Origin of the sequence: Lysobacter sp. M15 (assembly GCF_022662515.1) — a bacterium.
GTDB lineage: Bacteria > Pseudomonadota > Gammaproteobacteria > Xanthomonadales > Xanthomonadaceae > JAKPBU01.
In genome coordinates this window covers 225,548-245,522 of record NZ_JAKPBV010000011.1, presented here as the reverse complement: position 1 = coordinate 245,522, position 19,975 = coordinate 225,548, and the positions used below count along the sequence as shown (strand labels likewise).

20 protein-coding genes are annotated in these 19,975 nt (G+C 67.7%); 5 read left to right on the top strand and 15 right to left on the bottom strand.

Features of this window, described 5'->3' with window-relative positions; all coding sequences use genetic code 11:
* Positions 1 to 30: 30 nt before the first annotated feature.
* Positions 31 to 1,551, bottom strand: a complete 1,521-nt coding sequence (locus MC380_RS09680; protein ID WP_242164464.1) for an amino acid permease — start codon at positions 1,549 to 1,551, stop codon at positions 31 to 33.
* Positions 1,552 to 1,694: 143 nt separating this feature from the next.
* Here MC380_RS09680 and MC380_RS09675 point away from each other — a divergent pair, with 143 nt between their 5' ends.
* The gene (locus tag MC380_RS09675; protein WP_242103494.1) at positions 1,695 to 2,258 is read left to right on the top strand and encodes an NUDIX hydrolase; all 564 of its coding nucleotides are present in this window, start codon (positions 1,695 to 1,697) and stop codon (positions 2,256 to 2,258) included.
* Positions 2,259 to 2,291: 33 nt separating this feature from the next.
* Here MC380_RS09675 and MC380_RS09670 read toward each other — a convergent pair whose 3' ends face one another.
* Both MC380_RS09670 and serA read right to left on the bottom strand, forming a co-directional pair.
* Entirely contained in the window at positions 2,292 to 2,975 is a 684-nt protein-coding gene (locus MC380_RS09670; protein ID WP_242103495.1) for an HAD family hydrolase, read from the bottom strand.
* Positions 2,976 to 3,149: 174 nt separating this feature from the next.
* A complete protein-coding gene (gene serA, locus MC380_RS09665; RefSeq protein WP_242103496.1) occupies positions 3,150 to 4,385 on the bottom strand; it encodes a phosphoglycerate dehydrogenase in 1,236 nt (411 codons plus the stop codon).
* 192 nt (positions 4,386 to 4,577) lie between these two features.
* On the opposite strand from serA, the gene MC380_RS09660 reads away from it, so the two are divergent.
* Entirely contained in the window at positions 4,578 to 5,963 is a 1,386-nt protein-coding gene (locus tag MC380_RS09660) for an FAD-binding oxidoreductase (protein WP_242103497.1), read from the top strand.
* Between the two features lie 58 nt (positions 5,964 to 6,021).
* Here the strand turns inward: MC380_RS09660 and MC380_RS09655 are convergent, their stop codons facing one another.
* From MC380_RS09655 to MC380_RS09610, 10 genes are all read right to left on the bottom strand, one after another.
* Positions 6,022 to 6,552, bottom strand: a complete 531-nt coding sequence (locus tag MC380_RS09655) for a GNAT family protein (protein WP_242103769.1) — start codon at positions 6,550 to 6,552, stop codon at positions 6,022 to 6,024.
* A gap of 62 nt (positions 6,553 to 6,614) precedes the next feature.
* Positions 6,615 to 7,181: an elongation factor P-like protein YeiP gene (gene yeiP, locus MC380_RS09650; protein ID WP_242103498.1), complete on the bottom strand. Its 567-nt coding sequence runs from the start codon at positions 7,179 to 7,181 to the stop codon at positions 6,615 to 6,617.
* Positions 7,178 to 7,729: a retropepsin-like aspartic protease gene (locus tag MC380_RS09645; protein WP_242164462.1), complete on the bottom strand. Its 552-nt coding sequence runs from the start codon at positions 7,727 to 7,729 to the stop codon at positions 7,178 to 7,180. Before MC380_RS09645 ends, yeiP begins: the two co-directional genes overlap by 4 nt.
* Before the next feature lie 6 nt (positions 7,730 to 7,735).
* Positions 7,736 to 8,506: an SDR family NAD(P)-dependent oxidoreductase gene (locus MC380_RS09640; RefSeq protein WP_242164461.1), complete on the bottom strand. Its 771-nt coding sequence runs from the start codon at positions 8,504 to 8,506 to the stop codon at positions 7,736 to 7,738.
* Positions 8,507 to 8,686: 180 nt separating this feature from the next.
* A complete protein-coding gene (locus MC380_RS09635) occupies positions 8,687 to 9,193 on the bottom strand; it encodes a GNAT family N-acetyltransferase (protein ID WP_242164458.1) in 507 nt (168 codons plus the stop codon).
* Entirely contained in the window at positions 9,174 to 11,753 is a 2,580-nt protein-coding gene (locus MC380_RS09630) for an EAL domain-containing protein (RefSeq protein WP_242164456.1), read from the bottom strand. The genes MC380_RS09635 and MC380_RS09630 overlap by 20 nt, the downstream gene beginning before the upstream one ends.
* Positions 11,750 to 12,652, bottom strand: a complete 903-nt coding sequence (locus MC380_RS09625) for a hydroxymethylglutaryl-CoA lyase (RefSeq protein WP_242164454.1) — start codon at positions 12,650 to 12,652, stop codon at positions 11,750 to 11,752. Before MC380_RS09625 ends, MC380_RS09630 begins: the two co-directional genes overlap by 4 nt.
* 31 nt (positions 12,653 to 12,683) lie before the next feature.
* Positions 12,684 to 14,726 (bottom strand): biotin carboxylase N-terminal domain-containing protein, encoded by a 2,043-nt coding sequence (locus MC380_RS09620; RefSeq protein WP_242103504.1) that lies wholly within the window; start codon positions 14,724 to 14,726, stop codon positions 12,684 to 12,686.
* A gap of 39 nt (positions 14,727 to 14,765) precedes the next feature.
* Complete coding sequence (locus tag MC380_RS09615; protein ID WP_242164452.1) at positions 14,766 to 15,152, bottom strand: VOC family protein; 387 nt, start codon at positions 15,150 to 15,152, stop codon at positions 14,766 to 14,768.
* Positions 15,153 to 15,160: 8 nt separating this feature from the next.
* Positions 15,161 to 15,943, bottom strand: coding sequence for an enoyl-CoA hydratase-related protein (locus tag MC380_RS09610; protein ID WP_242164450.1), 783 nt, complete (start codon positions 15,941 to 15,943; stop codon positions 15,161 to 15,163).
* 117 nt (positions 15,944 to 16,060) lie between these two features.
* Here MC380_RS09610 and MC380_RS09605 point away from each other — a divergent pair, with 117 nt between their 5' ends.
* The 3 genes from MC380_RS09605 to MC380_RS09595 are packed head-to-tail and all read left to right on the top strand — an operon-like array spanning position 16,061 to position 18,392.
* Positions 16,061 to 16,309, top strand: a complete 249-nt coding sequence (locus tag MC380_RS09605; RefSeq protein WP_242103507.1) for a FeoA domain-containing protein — start codon at positions 16,061 to 16,063, stop codon at positions 16,307 to 16,309.
* The gene (locus tag MC380_RS09600) at positions 16,306 to 18,159 is read left to right on the top strand and encodes a ferrous iron transporter B (protein ID WP_242164448.1); all 1,854 of its coding nucleotides are present in this window, start codon (positions 16,306 to 16,308) and stop codon (positions 18,157 to 18,159) included. The genes MC380_RS09605 and MC380_RS09600 overlap by 4 nt, the downstream gene beginning before the upstream one ends.
* Positions 18,156 to 18,392 (top strand): DUF6587 family protein, encoded by a 237-nt coding sequence (locus tag MC380_RS09595; RefSeq protein ID WP_242164446.1) that lies wholly within the window; start codon positions 18,156 to 18,158, stop codon positions 18,390 to 18,392. Before MC380_RS09600 ends, MC380_RS09595 begins: the two co-directional genes overlap by 4 nt.
* Before the next feature lie 675 nt (positions 18,393 to 19,067).
* On the opposite strand, the gene MC380_RS09590 is transcribed toward MC380_RS09595, so the two are convergent.
* Positions 19,068 to 19,430, bottom strand: coding sequence for a hypothetical protein (locus MC380_RS09590; RefSeq protein ID WP_242103510.1), 363 nt, complete (start codon positions 19,428 to 19,430; stop codon positions 19,068 to 19,070).
* Complete coding sequence (locus tag MC380_RS09585; RefSeq protein WP_242164444.1) at positions 19,427 to 19,954, bottom strand: polymer-forming cytoskeletal protein; 528 nt, start codon at positions 19,952 to 19,954, stop codon at positions 19,427 to 19,429. Before MC380_RS09585 ends, MC380_RS09590 begins: the two co-directional genes overlap by 4 nt.
* Positions 19,955 to 19,975 lie beyond the last annotated feature (21 nt).

The following is a 19,975-nucleotide window of genomic DNA, read 5'->3' as shown; positions in this document are numbered from 1 at the left end:
ATGTTTGCCCGGGATTTCACGCGTTGTGCGTCAGGGGCCGGCGTTCGGGCCTTCCTGCACCAGCGGGTCCGGTTCGAGCTTGGGATCGTTGGCGTGCGCGTGCAGCAAGGCCTCGTTGCCCGGGGCCAGGTGGCTGCGACGGCGGGCATACAGGAAGTAGACCACCAGTCCGATCGCCGCCCAGATCAGGAACAGCTTGATCGTGTACCAGCCCAGGCTGAAGAACAGCAGCAGGCAGCCGCCCATGGCCAGCGGACCGACGATCCAGATCAACGGGGTGCGGAACGGGCGCACCCGGCCCGGATCGACGCGGCGCAGGATCATGACGCCGGCGGCGACCATGAAGAACGCGAACAGGGTGCCCGAATTGGAGATGTCGGCCAGCGCACCGACCGGGAACAGCGCCGCGAACAGCGCCACGAAGATGCCGGTGAGCCAGGTCACCACGAACGGAGTGTGGTACTTGGGATGCACGGTGGACAGCTTTTCCGGCAGCAGCCCGTCGCGCGACATCGTGAACAGGATGCGGGTCTGGCCGAACATCATCATCAGCACCACCGAGGGCAGGGCAAGGATCGCCGCGCCTGCCACCAGGTCGCCGATCCGCGGCCAGCCGATCTCGCGCAGCACGAAGGCCAGCGGTTCCTTGGACTGCGACAGGGTGCCGCCCGGCTGCGCGCCCATGGCACCGACCGCGGTATAGGCCACCAGCAGGTAGAAGATGGTGCAGATCGCCAGCGAACCGATCAGGCCGATCGGGATGTTGCGGTTCGGGTTCCGGGTTTCCTCGGCCGCGGTCGACACGGCGTCGAAGCCCACGTAGGCGAAGAAGATCGAAGCCGCAGCGCCCAGCACGCCCACGCCCGACATCGGCGTACCCCAGCCGTTGGGCAGCAGCGGGACGAAGTTGGCGTTGTCCACCGACGGGAACGCCAGGATGACGAAGGCCGACAGCGCGGCGATCTTGATCAGCACCAGCACCGCCGTGACCTTGGCCGACTTGGATGTGCCGATCGCCAGCAGCCAGGTCACCAGCAGCGCCAGCAGGAAGGCGATCAGGTTGAAGCTGCCCTGCGCGGTGGTGCCGTCGGGCATGGTGATCGTGTCGTATGGCCCGGCGGTGAGCGCCACCGGCAATCCGATGCCATGCGCATGCAGGAATCCGTTCGCGTAACCGGACCATCCGACCGAGACCGCGCCCGCGGCGACCGCATATTCAAGGATCAGGGCCCAGCCCACCATCCAGGCGATCACCTCACCCAGGACCGCGTAGGAATACGTGTACGCGGAGCCGGAGACGGGCACCATCGCCGCGATCTCGGAGTAGATCAGTGCGGTCAGCGCACACACGATGCCGGCGATGACGAAGGAAAACATCATGCCCGGACCGGCCTTGTTCGCTGCGACCGCGGTGAGCACGAAGATGCCGGTGCCGATCACCGCGCCGATGCCCAGCATGGTCAGGTCGAACGCACCAAGCTGGCGGGTCAGCGAGCGCTTCTGCGCGGTCTCGAGAATCAGGTCTAGCGGCTTCTTTCGCTCAAACAGCATCGCTCTCTCCCAAGGCAATGACGGACGGCCTTCGTTAGGGCCATGTGAACCGCGCGACCTTACCCCGCGGGCCGAGCCGGGCACAAGCGGCATCGGTACCCTGGGCGATAATTCAGGTTCTTCAGCCACAGATGCGACGGAGCATGTTCCAAGCGGTGGATTCGGATGCGGGGTTCGGGAAGGCGCTGGACGCCTACCTGCGGCGCTGGCCGGAGGAGTCGGACCAGGTGGCGCTATTCGCCGAGCTATGGCGTGAAGGGCGGCAGGGACCGGATCCATACGCACGCGCACGCCTGGAGGGGCATTTCACCGCATCGAGCTGGCTGCTGGACCGCACGTGTTCCCGAGTGCTGTTGACCCACCACCGCAAGCTGGATCGCTGGCTGCAGCTGGGCGGCCATGCCGACGGTGAGCGCGATCTGCGCGCGGTGGCGCTCAAGGAAGCGCAGGAGGAATCCGGTCTGAGCGGCCTGGTGCCAGAAGGCGACATCTTCGATCTCGACCGGCACTGGATTCCCGAGCACAAGGGCGTGCCGGGACATTGGCATTACGACGTGCGTTACGTGGTGCGTGCGACCGCCGGCGATGAGTTCCGGGTCAGCGACGAATCGCATGCGCTCGCCTGGCGCGACATCGGCGCGGTCGCCGGCGACGCAACGCTGGACCCGTCGCTGCGGCGCATGGCCCGCAAATGGCTGAGGTTGTAGGGGCGCCGAAGCGATGCTCCGATACCAATGGGATCAGCTGCGCGCCGCGACTTCATCGATATGGCGCAGCAGGTCGGCAGGATCGTCGTAGACGCGGAACGCACCGGAGCGTTCGAGTTCCTCGCGCCCATAGCCGCCCGACAGCAGGCCGACGCCGAGCGCCCGCGCGCGCTGCGCGGCGAGCATGTCCCAGATGCTGTCGCCGATCACCAGCGACCGCTCGATGTCCACGCCGAGCCGTGCGGCGGCAGCCTCGAACAGGTCCGGATCCGGCTTGGCATGGCGCACCAGGTCGCGGGTGATCACCGGCACCTGCGCCGGATCCACGCCCAGCGCCTCCAGGTTGTGGCGCGCGGTCTCCATCCGTCCGCTGGTGGCGATGGCCCACGGCATGCCCTGGGCCGTCAGGAAGGCCAGCAGTTCGCGCGCTCCGGGCAACGGTTGCACCGCGCCGCCTTCCGACAGGCGGACGTAGGCCTGTGCGTGCGAGCGGCGCAGGCGTTCGAGTCGCTCGGGCGTGACCTCCATGCCGGTCTCGCGCAGCAGGATGTTGGTGAACAGGCCGCCGCTCATGCCGATCTTGCGGTGGATGCGCCAGACCGACAGCGGCACGCCTTCGCGATCCAGCGCCTCTTTCCAGGCCAGCACGTGCTGGTACACGCTGTCGACCAGGGTGCCGTCCAGATCGAACAGGAAGGCGGTGGACGTTCGGCTCATCGCGTCATTGCTCCTCGTGCGTCTGGGTTACGCCCCGTAGGAGCGGGCCTGCTCGCGATTGCCCCGTGGGAGCGAGCTTGCTCGCGATTGCCTTCCGCCTGGCCTGTGGTCGGGGAAGAAAAAGCATTCGCGGCCAAGGCCGCTCCCACGATCGCTCCCACTGCGCGGTGTCATTCAGTACAACACCCGCGTGCGCAGCGTTCCGGGAATCGCCGCCAGGTCCGCGCGCAGCTCGGCGGCCTGGGCGTCGTCGGCGCTCACGTCGATCACCACGTAGCCGACGTTGGCGTCGGTACGCAGGAACTGGCCGTCGATGTTGATGCCGCGCTGGCCGAAGATTTCGTTGATCCGCGACAGCACGCCCGGCACGTTGCGGTGGATGTGCAGCAGGCGATGGCTGCCGGCATGCTCGGGCAGGGTGACTTCCGGGAAGTTCACCGCCGACAGCGTGCTGCCGTTATCGCTGTAGCGCACCAGTTTGGCCGCGACCTCGATGCCGATGTTGTCCTGCGCCTCGAGCGTGCTGCCGCCGACGTGCGGGGTGAGGATGACGTTGTCGATGCCGAGCAAAGGGGATTCCAGAGCATCGTCGTTGCCCTTGGGCTCGACCGGGAACACATCCACCGCGGCGCCGGCCAGGTGTCCCGTGCGCAACGCCGCGGCCAATGCATCGATGTCGACCACGGTGCCGCGCGAGGCATTGATCAGGTGCGCGCCGGGCTTCATCCGTGCGATCTGCGCCGCACCGATCATCCACTTCGTCGCCGGGGTCTCGGGCACGTGCAGGGTCACCACGTCCGACCTGTCCAGCAGATCGTCGAGATCCAGCGACGGCCGTGCGTTGCCCAGCGACAGCTTGGTCTCGATATCGTGGAACAGCACCTGCATGCCAAGCGCTTCGGCCAGCACGCCGACCTGGGTGCCGATATGGCCATAGCCGACGATGCCCAGGGTCTTGCCGCGCGCTTCGTGGCTGCCTTCGGCCGACTTGCTCCAGCCGCCGCGGTGGCATTGCGCCGACTTCTGCGGGATCCCGCGCAGCAGCATGATCGCCTCGGCCAGCACCAGTTCGGCCACGCTGCGGGTATTGGAATAGGGCGCGTTGAAGACCGGGATGCCGGCCAGTTCGGCAGCTTCCAGGTCGACCTGATTGGTGCCGATGCAGAAGCAGCCGACCGCCAGCAGTCGCCGGGCGTCGGCCAGCACCTCGGCACTCAGGTGGGTGCGCGAGCGGATGCCGATGAAGTGCGCGTCGGCCACGGCCCGACGCAGCGCCTCTTCGGGCAGCGATTTGGGGTGCTGCTCGATCCGGGTGTAGCCGGCGGCGCGGAAGGTCTCGACCGCGCTGGGGCTGATGCCTTCGAGCAATACAACCTTGATGTCCTGCTTGGGGTAGGAAGTCTTCTTCATCGGGGTAACTGGAGGCGGATGTCGAGTGTGCCAGTTCGGGAACGTTTTTGCTGCGCTGCCGCACTGGACGGAAAGGGGGCCGGCTGGCACCCTGCGCCTTGAGGCCGGGGCTACGCCCCCGGCGCCGCAGCAGCACCGCATCCATCGCATTGTCGGCCGCGTAGGGCCGAGCCACGCGGCCGACACTCCCACATGCCCGATCCTCGCCTCGAGTCCCTGCGTCAAGCGGTCCCAGGCCTGAGCCTGAAAACCGATCCGGCCGACCTCGAGCACTACGGTCGCGACTGGACCCGGCGCTGGACCCCGGCACCGCTGGCGATCGCGCTGCCGGGCACGGTCGCCGAAGTCCAGCAGATCGTGCGCTGGGCGAACGCACACCGCGTGGGGCTGGTGCCGTCCGGCGGCCGCACCGGGCTGTCCGGCGGCGCCGTGGCGGCCAATGGCGAACTCGTCGTCAGCCTGGATCGGATGAACAAGGTGCTGGGCTTCGACGCGATCGATCGCACGCTCACCGTGCAGGCTGGGATTGCCCTGCAGACGGTGCAGGACGCGGCGCGCGCGCAGGGTCTGCAGTATCCGGTCGACTTCGCGTCGCGCGGCTCGTGCAGCATCGGCGGCAACATCGCGACCAATGCCGGCGGCATCCGCGTGCTTCGCTACGGCAACACCCGCGAGTGGATCGCCGGCCTCAAGCTCGTCACCGGTCATGGCGATGTGCTCGACCTCAATCGCGGCCTGGTCAAGAACTCCAGCGGCTACGACCTGCGGCATCTCGCGATCGCATCCGAAGGCACCCTCGGCATCGTGGTCGAAGCCACGCTCCGGCTCACCGATCCGGCACCGCCGAGCAACGTGATGCTGCTGGCGCTGCCGTCGTTCGAAGCGCTGATGCAGGTGTTCGATGCATTCCGCCTGCGCCTGCAGCTGCAGGCCTTCGAATTCTTCACCGACCGCGCCCTGGGCCATGTGCTGGCGCACGGCGCGCAACCGCCTTTCGCCGAGACCCATCCGTTCTACGTCGTCACCGAATTCGCCAGCGGCGAGGCCGAGGAAGGCGAGGCGCTGGCGGCGTTCGAGCAATGCATGGAGCGGGGGTTGGTGAGCGACGGCGTGATCAGCCAGAGTGGTGCCCAGGCCGCACAGCTGTGGCGGCTGCGCGAGGACATCACCGAGAGCCTGGCCCGGTACACGCCCTACAAGAACGACGTGTCGGTGCGCATCTCGGCGATGCCCGCATTCCTGGCCGAAACCCAGGCCTTGCTGGCGGACGAATACCCCGATTTTCAGGTCGTCTGGTTCGGGCATATCGGCGACGGCAACCTGCACATCAACGTGCTCAAGCCCGAGGGGCTCGAGCAGGACGAATTCGTCGCCCGATGCGGGCGTGTGACCGAACTGCTGGCTGCGTGCTTGCAGGCCCACGGTGGCAGCATTTCGGCCGAGCACGGCATCGGCCTGGTCAAGAAGCCCTATCTGTCCAGTACCCGCAGCGAAGCGGAGATCGCGGCGATGCGCGGGATCAAGTCGGTACTGGATCCGAACGGTGTGATGAATCCCGGCAAGCTCTTCGATCCGTAGGAGCGCCGCTTCGGCGCGACATGGCGTTTGGTACCGCAGTCGCGACGAAGCGGCGTTCCTACAGGAGGCGCGCGTCGAGCCTCGCGCGCAGCTCCGGCCATTCGCTGTCGAGGATCGAATAAGCCACGGTATCGCGCAGGCTGCCGTCCTTGTGTTTCCTGTGTTGGCGGATGACGCCGTCCCGGCGTGCCCCAAGGCGTTCGATGGCGGCCTGCGATCTCAGGTTCTGATGGCTGGTGTGCAGATACACGGTGCGCATGCCCAGGGTTTCGAAGGCATGTCCCAGCAGCAGACGCTTGCAGGCGCTGTTGACGTGGGTGCGCTGCACGCGCGCTGCGTACCAGGTGTAGCCGATCGCCAGGGTCGGCACGCTTGCGTCGATGTCGTAGTAGCGCGTGCAGCCAACCACGGTGTCGCGCACGCGCACCACGAACGGCGACATGCCGCCGCCGGCCTGGCCATCGAGCGCGACCCGGATGTAGTCGTGCACCGAGGCGAGGTCCGGCCCCGGCACGCTGGTGTAGTTGAGCTCCCAGAGTGCGCCGTCACCGGCCGCCTCGAGCAGCTCTGGCGCGTGGCCGGTCGTCAGGGCTTCGAGGCGGACGCCACAGCCCTCAAGCACGACCGGGTCGGCTGCGGACGGCGCGCGGTTCAGTCGGCCCGCCCCGCGAACTCGCCGGTGCTGGTATTCACCCAGACCCGTTCGCCGTTGCCGATGTATTCGGGCACCTGGATCTCGATGCCGGTGCTGAGCTTCGCCGGTTTCGGGCGCTTGGTCGCGGTGCCGCCCTTGAGCTCCGGCGGCGTTTCCACCACTTCCAGCACCACGCTTTGCGGCAGCTGCAGCGCCACCGGCAGGTCGTCGATGATCTGCACGTAGCAGCCGGCGAGCCCATCGCTGATGTAACCGGCTCCCTCGCCGACGACATCGGCGTCGAGGTTGTAGGGCGTGTAGTCCTCGTCGTCCATGAACACGAACGCGTCGCCGTCCTTGTAGGAGAAGGTCGCCTGACGGCGCGAGAGTTCGACTTCCTTGAGCTCGTCCTCGGCGCCCACGCTCAGGTCGTACTTCGTGCCCCCCGGCACGCTGTACATGGTGAAGCGGTACTTGACGTTGCCGCCGCGCCCCTGCGGGGAGCTGCGCTCGATGTCGCGCACCTGGTACACGGTGCCGTTGTGTTCGACCACATTGCCTTTCCTGACGTCGTAAGCCTTCATCGTTGCGCGGTTTCCGTTGCGTGGTTCGTAGGGATGGAAGATGTCGCCTTCGGCTTCAGGTGCAGGGTGCCGCTGGCGTAGTCGATCACCGCATGGCCGCTGCGCAGCACGTCGGCGCCGATCACGCCGTCGATGCGCTCATGGCCCCGGCGCAGGAACGCCAGGTTCACCTGCTCCAGCGGCATCAGGTAGGCGGTGAAGCCGTAATCGACGTAGCGCCCGATCTGCAGCCGGTTGCCGTGGGACATGCGCAACGGCAGGCTGCCGCCGGCGCCGATGGCCACGCCGGTGCTGTCGGCGATGCGCGCCAGCCCGAACTTGGCCTGACGCGATGCCTCGATCACGCTGCGGCCTGCGCCGGTGTCCAGGACGAAGCGGCCCGGAATCCCGTTGATGCGCGCCTGCAAGGTCAGGTGCCCGGTCTTCATGCGGGTCAGGGCGATGCTGCTGTATCCGTCCAGGGCCAGGATGTTGGCGTTGCGCGCCGCGGCGCCCGCCACGCCGAGCAGGCACAGCGACAGCAACATCAAACGCAAGGCTACGGTCACCGCGACCTACTTCGGTGCCAGCCGCACCGCGCCGTCCAGGCGGATGGTTTCGCCGTTGAGGTAGCGGTTGCCGACGATGTACGCCACCAGGTCGGCGAATTCCTCCGGCCGTCCCAGGCGCGAAGGGAAGGGGATGGAGGCCGACAGCGACGCCTGCACCTCCTCGGGCATGCCGTCGACCATCGGCGTCCAGAAGATGCCCGGTGCGATGGTGTTGACCCGGATGCCGAAGCGCGCCAGTTCGCGCGCCATCGGCAGGGTCATCCCGACCACGCCGCCCTTCGACGCCGAATACGCCGCCTGGCCGATCTGGCCCTCGTAGGCCGCCACCGAGGCGGTATTGACGATCAGTCCGCGCTCGCCGTCCTCGCCGGCATCGTTGTGCTGCATCGCCTCGGCCGCGGCCTTGGCGACGTTGAAGCTGCCCACCAGGTTGACCATGACGGTGGACTGGAACTGGGCGAGTTTCATCGCGCCATCGCGCCCCAGCACCCGCCCTGCGCCGAGGATGCCCGCGCAGTTCACGGCGGTGTTCAATCCGCCCAGGAACGTTCTGGCCGCCGCGACGTTGGCCGCCACGCCGGACTCGTCGGTGACGTCGGTACGGAAGTAACGCGCATGGGCGTCGCCCAGCGCCGCGACCGCGGCCGCGCCCTTGTCGTCGTTGACGTCGAACAGCGCGACCCGGCCGCCATCGGCAACCAGGCGCTGGGCCACCGCCAGGCCCAGGCCGGAGACGCCGCCGGTGACGATGGCGCGCACATCGGAAAGCTGCATCGGGGATTCCAGAGACGGAAACCGCGATTTTAATGTAGGAGCGCCGCTTCGGCGCGACGGCTCTATCCAAGGCTGCGCGATCCAACCCCTGACCTGATCCATCTCCAAGCCCGCTGCGGCGGCCCGAAAGCGGTGGCGGCCGAAACGCGCATGCGGCGCGGTCGCGCCGAAGCGGCGCTCCTACAGGTCGCGCAGGTAGAAGGTGTTGCAACCACCGTGCCCGGTGGCGCCCATCGGCCCGTCGATGCGGCGGAAGCCGCTGCGCTCGTACAGGCGCATCGCGGCGTCCATGCCGGTCAGGGTTTCCAGGTAGCAGCGCCTGAAGCCGAAGGCGCGGGCCGCTTCCAGGCAGCGTTCCATCATCGCCGCGCCGGCGCCCAGTCCACGCGCCTCGGGCAGGAAGTACATCTTGCGCAGCTCGCAGGTGTCGGAGTCGCCGCCTTCCAGCGGCGCCACGCCACCGCCGCCGAGCACGCGGCCGTCGCGCCGGAGCACGAAATAGGCGCTGCGCGGCCCGGCGTAGGCGCGGCTCATCCAGTCGACTTCGGGGTCGTTGATCGCGAACCCGCAGCCGCTCGCGCCGAATTCGGGCATGACCGCGCGGATGATCGCGGCCACCTGCGCATCGTCGGCCTGCGTGATCGGCTCGATCTGCAGTCGTTCGGGCTCAGGCATGGGTGAGGACATGGGTACCTTCGAGTTGGCGCACGAATTCGTCCGCGGGCAGGCCGGGCGCGAACAGGAACCCCTGTCCGACCGGCACCCCCAGGCGCAGCAGGAACTGGCGCTGCGCTTCGGATTCCACCCCTTCGGCGACCAGGCCCAATCCGAGGCTGCGCGCGATGCCGACCACCGCCTGACACACCGCCACGTCCGACTGGTTGCCGGGCACGCCCTCGACGAACAGCTGGCTCAGCTTGAGCCCGTGGATCGGCAGGCGCCGCAGGTAGTTGAGCGCGCTGTAGCCCTCGCCGAAATCGTCGATGGTGAGCATCACCCCGAGCGCACGCAGATCGGCGAAGGTCTTGAGCGTGTCGGGCGCGTCCTCGATCAGCACGCGCTCGGTGAACTCCAGCTCCAGCGCGCTGCCGGGCAGGCGGTGCATCTCCAGCGCCTCGCGCACCAGACGCGGCAGGTCGTCGCCGGTGAACTGGCGGTAGGAGACGTTCACCGCCACGCGCACGATCCCCAGGCCCGCGTCGCGCCATTCGGCGACCTGGCGACAGGCTTCGTGCAGCACCCAGCTACCGATGCGCACGATGTCGCCGGTGCTCTCGGCGTGGGCGATGAAGCGGTCGGGCCGCATCTCGCCGAGCTTGCGGTTGTTCCAGCGGATCAGCGCTTCGGCGGCGACCACCTGGCCGCTGCGCAGGTCGACCTGCGGCTGGAATACGAGCTGGAACTCGTCTTCTTCGGCCGCGCGCCGCAGATGGGTTTCCAACTGCAGCTTTTCCTGCTGCAGCTGCGCCAGTTCGGGAGTGAACAACTGGAAGCCGTTGCGCGCGCGGCGCTTGCTGTCGTACATCGCCATGTCGGCGTTCTGGATCATGGGCTGCGGTCTGCCGCCGGTGGGCGGCGCGAAGGCGATGCCGATGCTCGCGGTGATCCCGAACTCTTCGCCGCCAAAGCGGAAGGCCTCGCCGAACTGGCCGAGAATCTCGCCGGCGATCCGCTGCGGCCGGTCCGGATCGTCGCCGCAGCTGCAGATCACCAGGAACTCGTCGCCGCCGAAGCGGGCGATCAGGCCCTCGGTGCCCACGCCACGCCGGATGCGTTCGGTGGCTGCGACCAGCAACTGGTCGCCGGCGGCGTGGCCCAGCACGTCGTTGACCACCTTGAAGCGATCCAGGTCGATGTACAGCACCGCAACCTGCGACTGGGTCGGATCGGCGAGCCTGGCCTCGAGTTCGTTGAGCGCGGCATCACGGTTCATCAGTCCGGTCAGCGGGTCGCTGCGCGCCTGCACGCGCAGGGTTTCCTCGGCCTGCTTGCGTTCGGTGATGTCCTGCAGGGTGCCGCTGACCCGGGTCGTGGCCGGGCCATCGCGCATGGGTTCACCGATCGCGCGCACCCAGAAGTCGCGCTTGTCGGCGCGCATGCCCTGCAGCTCGAGATCGAAGTGCGAGCCTGCCTGCAGCGCTGCCTCCGCAGCCACCTGCAGGCGCACGCCATCGATGCTGCGCAGGCAGCCGGCAAGCTCGCGCATGGAAGCGGGCGGTTCGCTCTGGCCGATGATTCGCTGCGATTCGTGGGTGAGATACAGGGAGTCGCTGGCGCAATCCCACTCCCAGCCGCCGATGTGCGCTAACGCCTGCACGCGGTCGAACATGGCGCTGTCGCGCTTGATCGCCGTCACGTCGCTGAAGAGCGAGAGCATCTGGTGCGGCGTGCTCGCCCCGGGCGCGAACTGCGGCACCACGGTCACCGAGAGCCAGATCATCTGCCGCCGCTGCCGGTGCTGCATCCCCATCAGCGTGCTTTCGATGATGCGTCCGGTGGTCATGGCGCGAGTCGCCGGATATTCCTCCAGCGGCATCGGCGAGCCGTCCTCGCGCAGGATGAGCCAGTGCTCGTCGCCCATCGCTTCGGCCAGCGATTCCTGGTTGCCGATGCCCAGGATGCGCAGGGCGGCGGAGTTGCCGTAAACGAAGCGGCCAGCGGTGTCCTGGATCACGATGCCCTTGTCGATCAGTTCCATGAGCTCGCGGTAGCGGATTTCGGCTTCCTGGCGCTGGCTGAGGTCGCGCGCCACGGCCACCAGCACGTCTTCGCGCCCTTCGTAATGGAAATTCGCCGAATGCACTTCCACCGGAAAGCGGCTGCCGTCGGCACGCATGTTGGTCACCTCGACCACGTAGGTATCGCCGCGGCGCAGGGTGTCGAGCACCGGCAGCATGTGATCGCGCGGCAGGTCGGGGTTGAGCACGTGGATGGGCTGGCCCACGATCTCTTCGCGCGGCCGGTTGTAGGCCTTCATGCCGGCTCGGTTCAGATCGAGCACGGTGCCGTCGAAAGCGATCACGCTGACCGGGTCGGGCACCGCATCGAACAGCGCGCGGTAGCGCAGGCGCTCGGCCTGGATTTCGCTGTGCGCACGTTCGATGACCGAGGCGGCGAGGGCCAGCAACTGGCGCGTTTCCGCGGTCAGCGAGGTGTCTACGACGCCACCGCGGAGCGCCCCGAGCAGGCCGGCCGGATCGGCCGTGGCGTGTCCGGGATCCGTCGATGCTGGCCTGGGCTTGGTCACGCCGCCGCCAGCGCCTTGCCGGCCTTGCTGCCGGTTTCGCGCCCGAGCAGGCCAGCCAGCCAGCGGCCGGTTTCGGCCAGCGTGTCCAGGTCCACACCGGTGCGGATGCCCAGACCGTGGAGCATGTACACCACATCCTCGCTCGCCACGTTGCCGCTGGCGCCCCGTGCGTAAGGACAACCTCCAACGCCGGATACCGCACTGTCGACTACGATCACGCCTTCCTCGAGGCAGGCCAGGATGTTCGCCAGCGCCTGACCGTAAGTGTCGTGGAAGTGGATCGCCAACGCTGACATCGGAACCTCGGCGGCCACGGCCCTGAGCATCGCACGCGCCTTGGCCGGTGTACCCACGCCGATGGTATCGCCGAGCGAGACCTCGTAGCAGCCCAGCGCATGCAGGTGGCTGGCCACGCGCACGACATCGCCCAGCGGCACTTCGCCCTGATAGGGGCAGCCGAGAACGGTCGATACATAGCCGCGCACGCGCACGCCGTCGTTGCGTGCGCGTTCCAGCACCGGAACGAACCGCTCGATCGATTCGTCGATGGAGGCATTGATGTTCCTGCGATTGAACGCCTCCGAGGCTGCGGTAAACACCGCCACTTCCCGGGCGCCGACCGCCAGCGCCCGGTCGTAACCCTGTTCATTGGGCACCAACACCGGATAGGCGACGCCGGGTTTGCGAGTGATGCCGGCAAACACCTCCGCCGCATCGGCCAGCTGGGGCACCCATTTGGGACTGACGAAGCTGGTCGCTTCGATGCTCTGCAGGCCGGTGGCGGACAGACGATCGATCAGTTCGATCTTGGCCGCGGTCGCAACGATGGCCTTCTCGTTCTGCAGGCCGTCGCGCGGGCCGACCTCGACGATCCGGACCTGGGCGGGGAGGGCGCTCATGGTCTCGAGAATGGGTTCCACCCGGCCGGACTCAAGCGTCTTCCAGCACGACGAGAACGGTGTCGGCTTCCACGAAATCGCCCGCCCCCGCGCGCACCTCTGCCACCACGCCGTCGCGCGGCGCCTTGAGCGCCAGTTCCATCTTCATCGCTTCGAGCACGAGGACTTCCTGGCCGGCCTGCACGCTGTCCCCCTGTTTCGTTCTGACCACCACGACCCGGCCGGGCATCGGTGCCCGGATACGGTGCTCCGCTTCCTGACCGGACATCCCGGCGTGGCGATAAGCCGCGACCGGTTGCAGCCGTAACCGCCGATCCCCGTCGTGTACGAGCAGCGCAGCCGCGTCGCGATCCACGCGCAGGCGATGCGCTACCCCATCAAAACGCGCTTCCAGCCAGCCATCGGCCAATCGCGCGCCTTGCACGGCACGGGCGCCGGTGGGTGCATCGACCGCATACGTACCATCGGCACCATGTGCGGTCAGCGCGATCTCGCTGCCGCGATACAGGAATGCGAGCGAACGCTTGCCCGCGTGGCCCAGCCGCCAGCCGTCCGCGAACGCCCAGGGTGAGGTGGGATCGCCGGAGAGCTGCGCGCGCGCCTGCTGCTCACCTTCCTCATGCAGCAGCTGCGCGGTGGCGGCGCCGAGCAGGAGGGTGCCGCTGGCCGTCGCATCGCCGTCGGCGATGAATTCGTCCAGATGGCGGTCGAGATAGCCGGTATCGATCCGGCCTTCGACGATCGCGGGATGGCGCACGAGCCGTTCGAGGAATTCGATGTTCGACTTCGGCCCTTCGATCCTGCACTGCGCCAGCGCATCGCGCAGGCGCGCGAGTGCGGCTGTGCGGTCGTGGTCGTGCACGATCAGTTTGGCGATCATCGGGTCGTAGAAGATCGTGACCGTGTCGCCCTGGACCACGCCCGAGTCGATGCGCACGGCGCCCCCGGGCCCTGTCGAAGGGTGCGCATCGGCCAGCGGCAGCCGCAGCGTGTCCAGCCTGCCCGAAGCGGGCAGGAAGCCGGCGTCCGGATCCTCCGCGTACAGGCGCACCTCGATCGCATGCCCATCCTGGCGGATCTCGTCCTGCGCCAGGGGCAGGGCCTCGCCTGCAGCGATGCGCAGCTGCCATTCCACCAGGTCCAGCCCGCTGACCATCTCGGTCACCGGATGTTCCACCTGGAGCCGGGTATTGATCTCCATGAAGAAGAATTCCGGCTGGGAGCCGGCGCCGCCCGGCGCGACGATGAACTCGACCGTGCCGGCATTGGCATAGTCGATCGCGCGGGCCACGCGCACCGCGGCCGCGCCCATCTGCGCGCGCAGCTCCGGGGTGAGCAGCGGGGAGGGCGACTCCTCGAACACCTTCTGGTAGCGCCGCTGCGCCGAACACTCGCGCTCGTTGAGGTGGATCGTATGGCCGTGCGTGTCGGCGAACACCTGGATCTCGATGTGGCGCGGCGATTCGATGTAACGCTCCAGCAGGACCCGGTCGCGGCCGAATGCGTTGGCCGCCTCGCGCTGGCAGCTCTCCAGGTTCGGCAGGAATTCCTCGGCGCTGTGCACGATGCGCATGCCCTTGCCGCCGCCGCCGTACGCGGCCTTGATCATCAGCGGATAGCCGATGCGATCGGCTTCGAGCTGCAGCCGCTCCGGCGCCTGGTCCTCGCCGGTGTAGCCGGGCACCACCGGCACGCCGGCTGCCTGCATCAGCTCCTTGGCCCCGGCCTTGCTGCCCATCTTGCGCATCGATGCGCCTGGCGGGCCGATGAAAGCGATGCCTGCTGCGGCCACCGCATCGGCGAAGTCCGCATTTTCGCTGAGGAAGCCGTAGCCCGGATGGATGGCCTGCGCTCCGGTCCGCTTCGCGACCTCGATGATCGCATCGCCGCGCAGGTAGCTGTCCTGCGGGCGCGGCCCGCCTATCGGATGCGCTTCATCCGCCTGGCGCACGTGCTGCGCATCGGCATCGGCCTCCGAATAGACGGCCACCGTGTGGATGCCCAGGCGGCGCGCAGTGCGGATCACGCGGCAGGCGATCTCGCCGCGGTTGGCGATCAGGATCTTGTCGAACACGTATCCGGCCTTCGGCTTTGGACGATCGACTTGAGGCGCTTACACCGGCGCATGGCAGACCGCCTCGATGTTGTGGCCATCGGGATCCAGCACGAATGCGCCGTAATAATTCGGGTGATAGTGCGCGCGCAGTCCCGGTGCGCCGTTGTCGCGGGCGCCGGCGGCGATGGCGGCCTTGTGAAAGGCGTCCACGGTGGCGCGATCGGGTACGGCGAACGCAACGTGACTATGGCCGACCGTGGCCTCGGCGCCGATCCAGAAGAACGGCTTGCGGTCGGTGCCGAAGCCGCAGGCGCCCGCGCCGGAGTCGGCCTGCTCGGGCACCGGCTCCATGATCAGGGCGATGCCGAGCGGCGCCAGTGCAGCGGTATAAAAGCGCTTGCTGCGTGCATAGTCGCTGACGGAGATACCGAGGTGGTCGAGCATGGGGTCTCCTAATCGGTCCAGGATGGTTTGCGCTTGTCGAGGAACGCCCCGATACCTTCCTGGCCTTCGGGCGAGACCCGCAGACGCGCGATCAGCGCGGCGTTGTCGGCATCGTGCCGCTTGCCGTCGGCGTGCGCCGCCACTTCGCGCACCAGCTGCTTGGCTTTGGCGCTGGCGATCGGCCCGGCTCGCAGCAGCAGATCGATCTGGCGCTGCACGGCGGCGTCGAGCTGGTCGGCCGCGACCACCTGGTGCAGCAGGCCGATACGCAGCGCTTCGGCGGCATCGAAGATCTCGCCGGTGGCGAAGTAACGGCGGGCGTTGCGGGCGCCGATCGCGCCGATGACGTAAGGAGAAATCACCGCCGGCAACAGGCCGAGTCTGGATTCGGTCAGGCCAAACTGCACCTCGGGCACACCGATGGCGATGTCGCAGCAGGCCACCAGCCCCAGCCCCCCGCCGAAGGCGGCTCCATGCACGCGGGCGATGGTGGGTCTGGGCAATTCGTCCAGCGTGCGCATCAGCCGGGCGAGGGCGAGCGCGTCCGCGCGATTCTCGGCCTCGCTGGCGGCGGCCATGCCGCGCATCCAGTTCAGGTCGGCGCCGGCCGAGAACGAGGCGCCGGAGCCCTCCAGGACGACGGCGCGCACCTCGCAATCGGTCCCGATGGCTTCCAGCGCGGCGGTGAGCTCGCCGATCAGCGCCGCGTCGAAGGCGTTGTGCAGTGCGGGTCGGTGCAGACGGATGCGGGCGACCCCGGACGCGCGTTCCTGTTGCAGGGTCTGGCTCATCGGCGGGCGGGTCCGTCGCGGGGAATGCGCATCATAGCGGGCGGCAAACGCGGGTTCGGCGGGCCGCGCAGCGGTTTCGGGTCTATAATGAGAACTGTTCCCATTTGAGAACAGTTCGTGACATTGGACGAACTGCCGCGCCGCATGATCGCCATCGTCGACCGGGTTGAAGACGTCGCTCCTAACGACGCGATTGCGCGCCGTTTGCGCGAGCTCGGCTTCGTTGCGGGCGAGCCGGTCGAAGTGATGGCGACCGGACCGTTCGGTGCCGACCCGCTGCTGGTCCAGATCGGCTTCACGCGCTTTGCCCTGCGTCGCAGCGAAGCCGCGCGCATACATCTCAGGGACGGCGGAGCAGCCGCATGAGCGACGTGGCCGCGCTGCGCCTGGCTCTCATCGGCAACCCGAACAGCGGCAAGACCGCGCTGTTCAACCTGCTCACCGGCAGCCGCCAGAAAGTCGCCAACTACACCGGCGTGACGGTGGAGCGCAAGGAAGGGCGCCTGCACGCGCCATCCGGGCGCGAGTACGCGGTGCTCGACCTGCCCGGCGCCTACAGCCTGCATCCGGCGAGTCTGGACGAGGCGATCGCGCGAGATGTCTGCCGAGGCTTCTATCCGGGCGAACCCACGCCGGACCTGCTGGTGTGCGTGGTCGATGCGACCAACCTGCGTCTGCATCTGCGCTTCGTGCTGGAGTTGCGCGAGCTGGGCAAGCCCATGATCGTGGCGCTCAACCAGGTCGATGCGGCACAGCGTCGCGGCATCCGCATCGACGTCGATGCGCTGCAGCGCGAACTCGGCTTGCCGGTGGTGGAGACCGTGGCCATCCGCCATGGCGGCGCGCGTGCGCTGGTCGAGCGGATCGACGCCATGGGCATGCGCCTGGACTCCCCCAAGCCGCGGCTCGCGCCCGGCCAGGATGCGCATGCCGAGGTCCGGCGGCTGCTGGCCCAGGCCGTGGCGATGCCGGCCCGCACCTCGCGCATCGACGATGCGCTCGATCGCTGGCTGCTGCATCCGGTTGCAGGCCTGCTGGCGCTGGCGGTCGTGATGTTCCTGATCTTCCAGGCGGTCTACGCCTGGGCCACGCCGATGATGGACGGAATCGAAGCCGCCACCGCGTGGCTGGGCGGTACCGTCGGCGACGCCATGCCAGACGGGCCGCTGCGCAGCCTGGTGGTCGACGGCATCATCGCCGGCCTGGGCGGCGTGATCGTGTTCCTGCCCCAGATCCTGGTGCTGTTCGCCTTCATCCTGGCGCTCGAGGAATCCGGTTACCTGCCGCGCGCCGCCTTCCTGCTGGATCGCATGATGTCGGTGGCGGGGCTGTCGGGACGTTCGTTCATTCCGCTGCTGTCGAGCTTCGCCTGCGCGATCCCCGGAATCATGGCCACGCGCTCGATCCAGGATCCGCGCGATCGCCTGGCGACGATCCTGGTGGCGCCGCTGATGACGTGTTCGGCGCGTCTGCCGGTGTACGCGCTGCTGATCGGCGCGTTCATCCCGCCGCAAAAAGTCGGTTTCCTCAACCTGCAGGGACTGGTGCTGTTCGCGCTGTACATGGCCGGCATCCTCAGCGCGCTGCTGGTGTCGTGGGTGATGAAGAAATGGCGCCGCGACAAGGGCGAGCACCTGCTGCTGCTCGAATTGCCCTCGTACAAGCTGCCGCATCCGCGCGATCTGCTGATCGGCCTGTACGAGCGCGCGATGATCTTTCTCAAGCGGGTGGGCGGGATCATCCTGGCGCTGACCATCCTGCTGTGGTTCCTGCTGTCGTTCCCCGCGCCACCGGACGGTGCGGTCGGCCCGGCGATCGACTACAGCTTCGCTGGACGCATCGGTCATGCGATGACCGCAGTATTCGCGCCGCTGGGCTTCAACTGGCAGATCTGCATCGCCCTGATCCCGGGTATGGCTGCGCGCGAAGTCGCGGTCTCGTCGCTGGCTTCGGTCTACGCCCTGTCCGCAGCCAATGACGATGCCGCCGCACAGGCGCTTTCGCCGATCATTAGCGACGGCTGGTCGCTGGCCACCGCGCTGTCGCTGCTGGTCTGGTTCATCTATGCGCCGCAGTGCATCTCGACGCTGGCGACGATTCGCCGCGAGACCAATTCCTGGAAACAGGTCGGGATCGCGACGGGCTACCTGTTCGCGCTGGCCTATCTCGCGTCGCTGCTCACCTATCAGGTGGCCGTCGCGATGGGGGCAGGGTGATGTCCTCGCTTGCCTTGCAGTATGTCGTCATCGCTCTGGCCGTGATCGGCAGCGCGGTGGTGGTGGTGCGAAAGCAGTTTCCGGGTACGGTCCGGCGCCTGCGCACGGCCTCGGCGCTGTGGCTGCTGCGCGAGCAGCGGGCGCCGGCGCTGCGCCGCCTCGGGCGCAGGCTTGCGCCCGCGGCTTCCGCCACTGCTGCGGGGTGTGGTGGTTGCAGCGGCTGCGACGATTAGGGCGCTCTGAACAACGTCGTCCTTCCCGTGTAGAGCCTGCGCTTGCGAAGGCGGGGGGATCTATGGATGTTGCCGCTGGTTGCGTAGTGGCGGGGGCGTCTTTAGGAGCAGAGCTTTCGCCTTTCGGCGAGTTACTTTTCTTTGCTGGTGCAAAGAAAAGTAACCAAAAGAAAGCACCTACTCGTGAGGTCAAAACCGCTCATGGGATGTGCGGTGTTGCCGCCATTTTCGGACTCGCCATCCATGGCTCGGTCCGAAAACGGCCGGCATCCATGCCGGCCGCCCTCCGGGTGTTCGGATGCAGGTCGCATGCGCAGCGTCGAGTAGATCAAAGGCCAAAGATCCAGGCAGTCCGGTGCGGGCGCGGGGTGGCGCCGATGGCCCATGCCTTTGACTTTCCTGGTCCCGCAGTAGCTGTCAGCACCTGGAAACCCCGAAGGGGGGCGGCGGCCATGGATGGCCGCCGTTTTCGGACCGAGGCAGGAGGCCGAGTCCGAAAATTGCTTCGCCACCCAGACGCCTTGAGCGATCTGTCGAGGAAGGTGCTTTCTTTGCCTACTTTCTTTGCACCGGCAAAGAAAGTAGGTCGCCGCAAGGCGAAAGCTCTATTAGCCCTAATGCTGTGAAAGCTCTAAGGATTCCCAGATCGGGCGCTGTATCGAGCACGACGAATCGTCAGTGCTTCTTCGCCCGCATCCCGACAGGTTCGCTGGTTTCCACCGTCAGGCTGAAGGTCCGCTCCTCGCCCGGCCGCAGCGCGCCCACGCCAACGAGCTGGCGGGCGACTTCCTCTCCGCGCTCGTTGCGGATCGTGAGCAGCATCGAATACTCGGTGGTGGCTCCGTCGCTCGGCTGACGGATCGCACCTTCGACTTTCAGTGATGTGCTGGTCGGTCGCACCCCGAGGCTTTGCGCGGCCGAGTCGAAGCGCAGGTGCCCGCGGCAGGCCGGGCACACCGCGGAACTTTCCAGGATGGTGGCCTTGCAGTGCGGACAGGCGCGCGTGGCGCCTGCCGTACCCGGGCGCGCGCCGATCACGCCGCCTCGCTATCCGTGCGGCTGCTCGACTTGACCGAGGTCTTGGAGGAGTCGCTCCAGGTGCCGCATTCGACGCGGCCGCGGATGCGCGAGCCGGCGGCCACGGTCAGGGTTTCGGCCTTGATGTCGCCGTTGATCGCGCCGGACTCGACCAGCTCCACGCGCGAGGCGGATTCGATGTTGCCCTCGAGCTCGCCGGCCACGTTGACCCGGTTGGCGCGCACGCCACCGTTGAGCTTGGCGCCCTGCTCGATGGTCAGGTCGCCCTGCACGTTGACGTCGCCCTTGAAGCGGCCGGCGATGCGGACGTGTCCGGAACCTTCGATCTTGCCTTCGATGGTCAGGTCGGCGGCGATCAGCGACTCCTTGGCGGCCGAGGTGGACGCGCGCGGCGCGACCATGGGCTGGGCGGGCGCGAAGTCGGTGTTGGCCTGGACTTCCTTGACCGGCGCGGCGGGGGTGGGTTCGGGAGCGAACGAAGGGGCAGGCTTGGTGGCGGTCTGCTGGTTGTTGAAGATGGCCATGCGGAACGTTCCTCGGGAGAC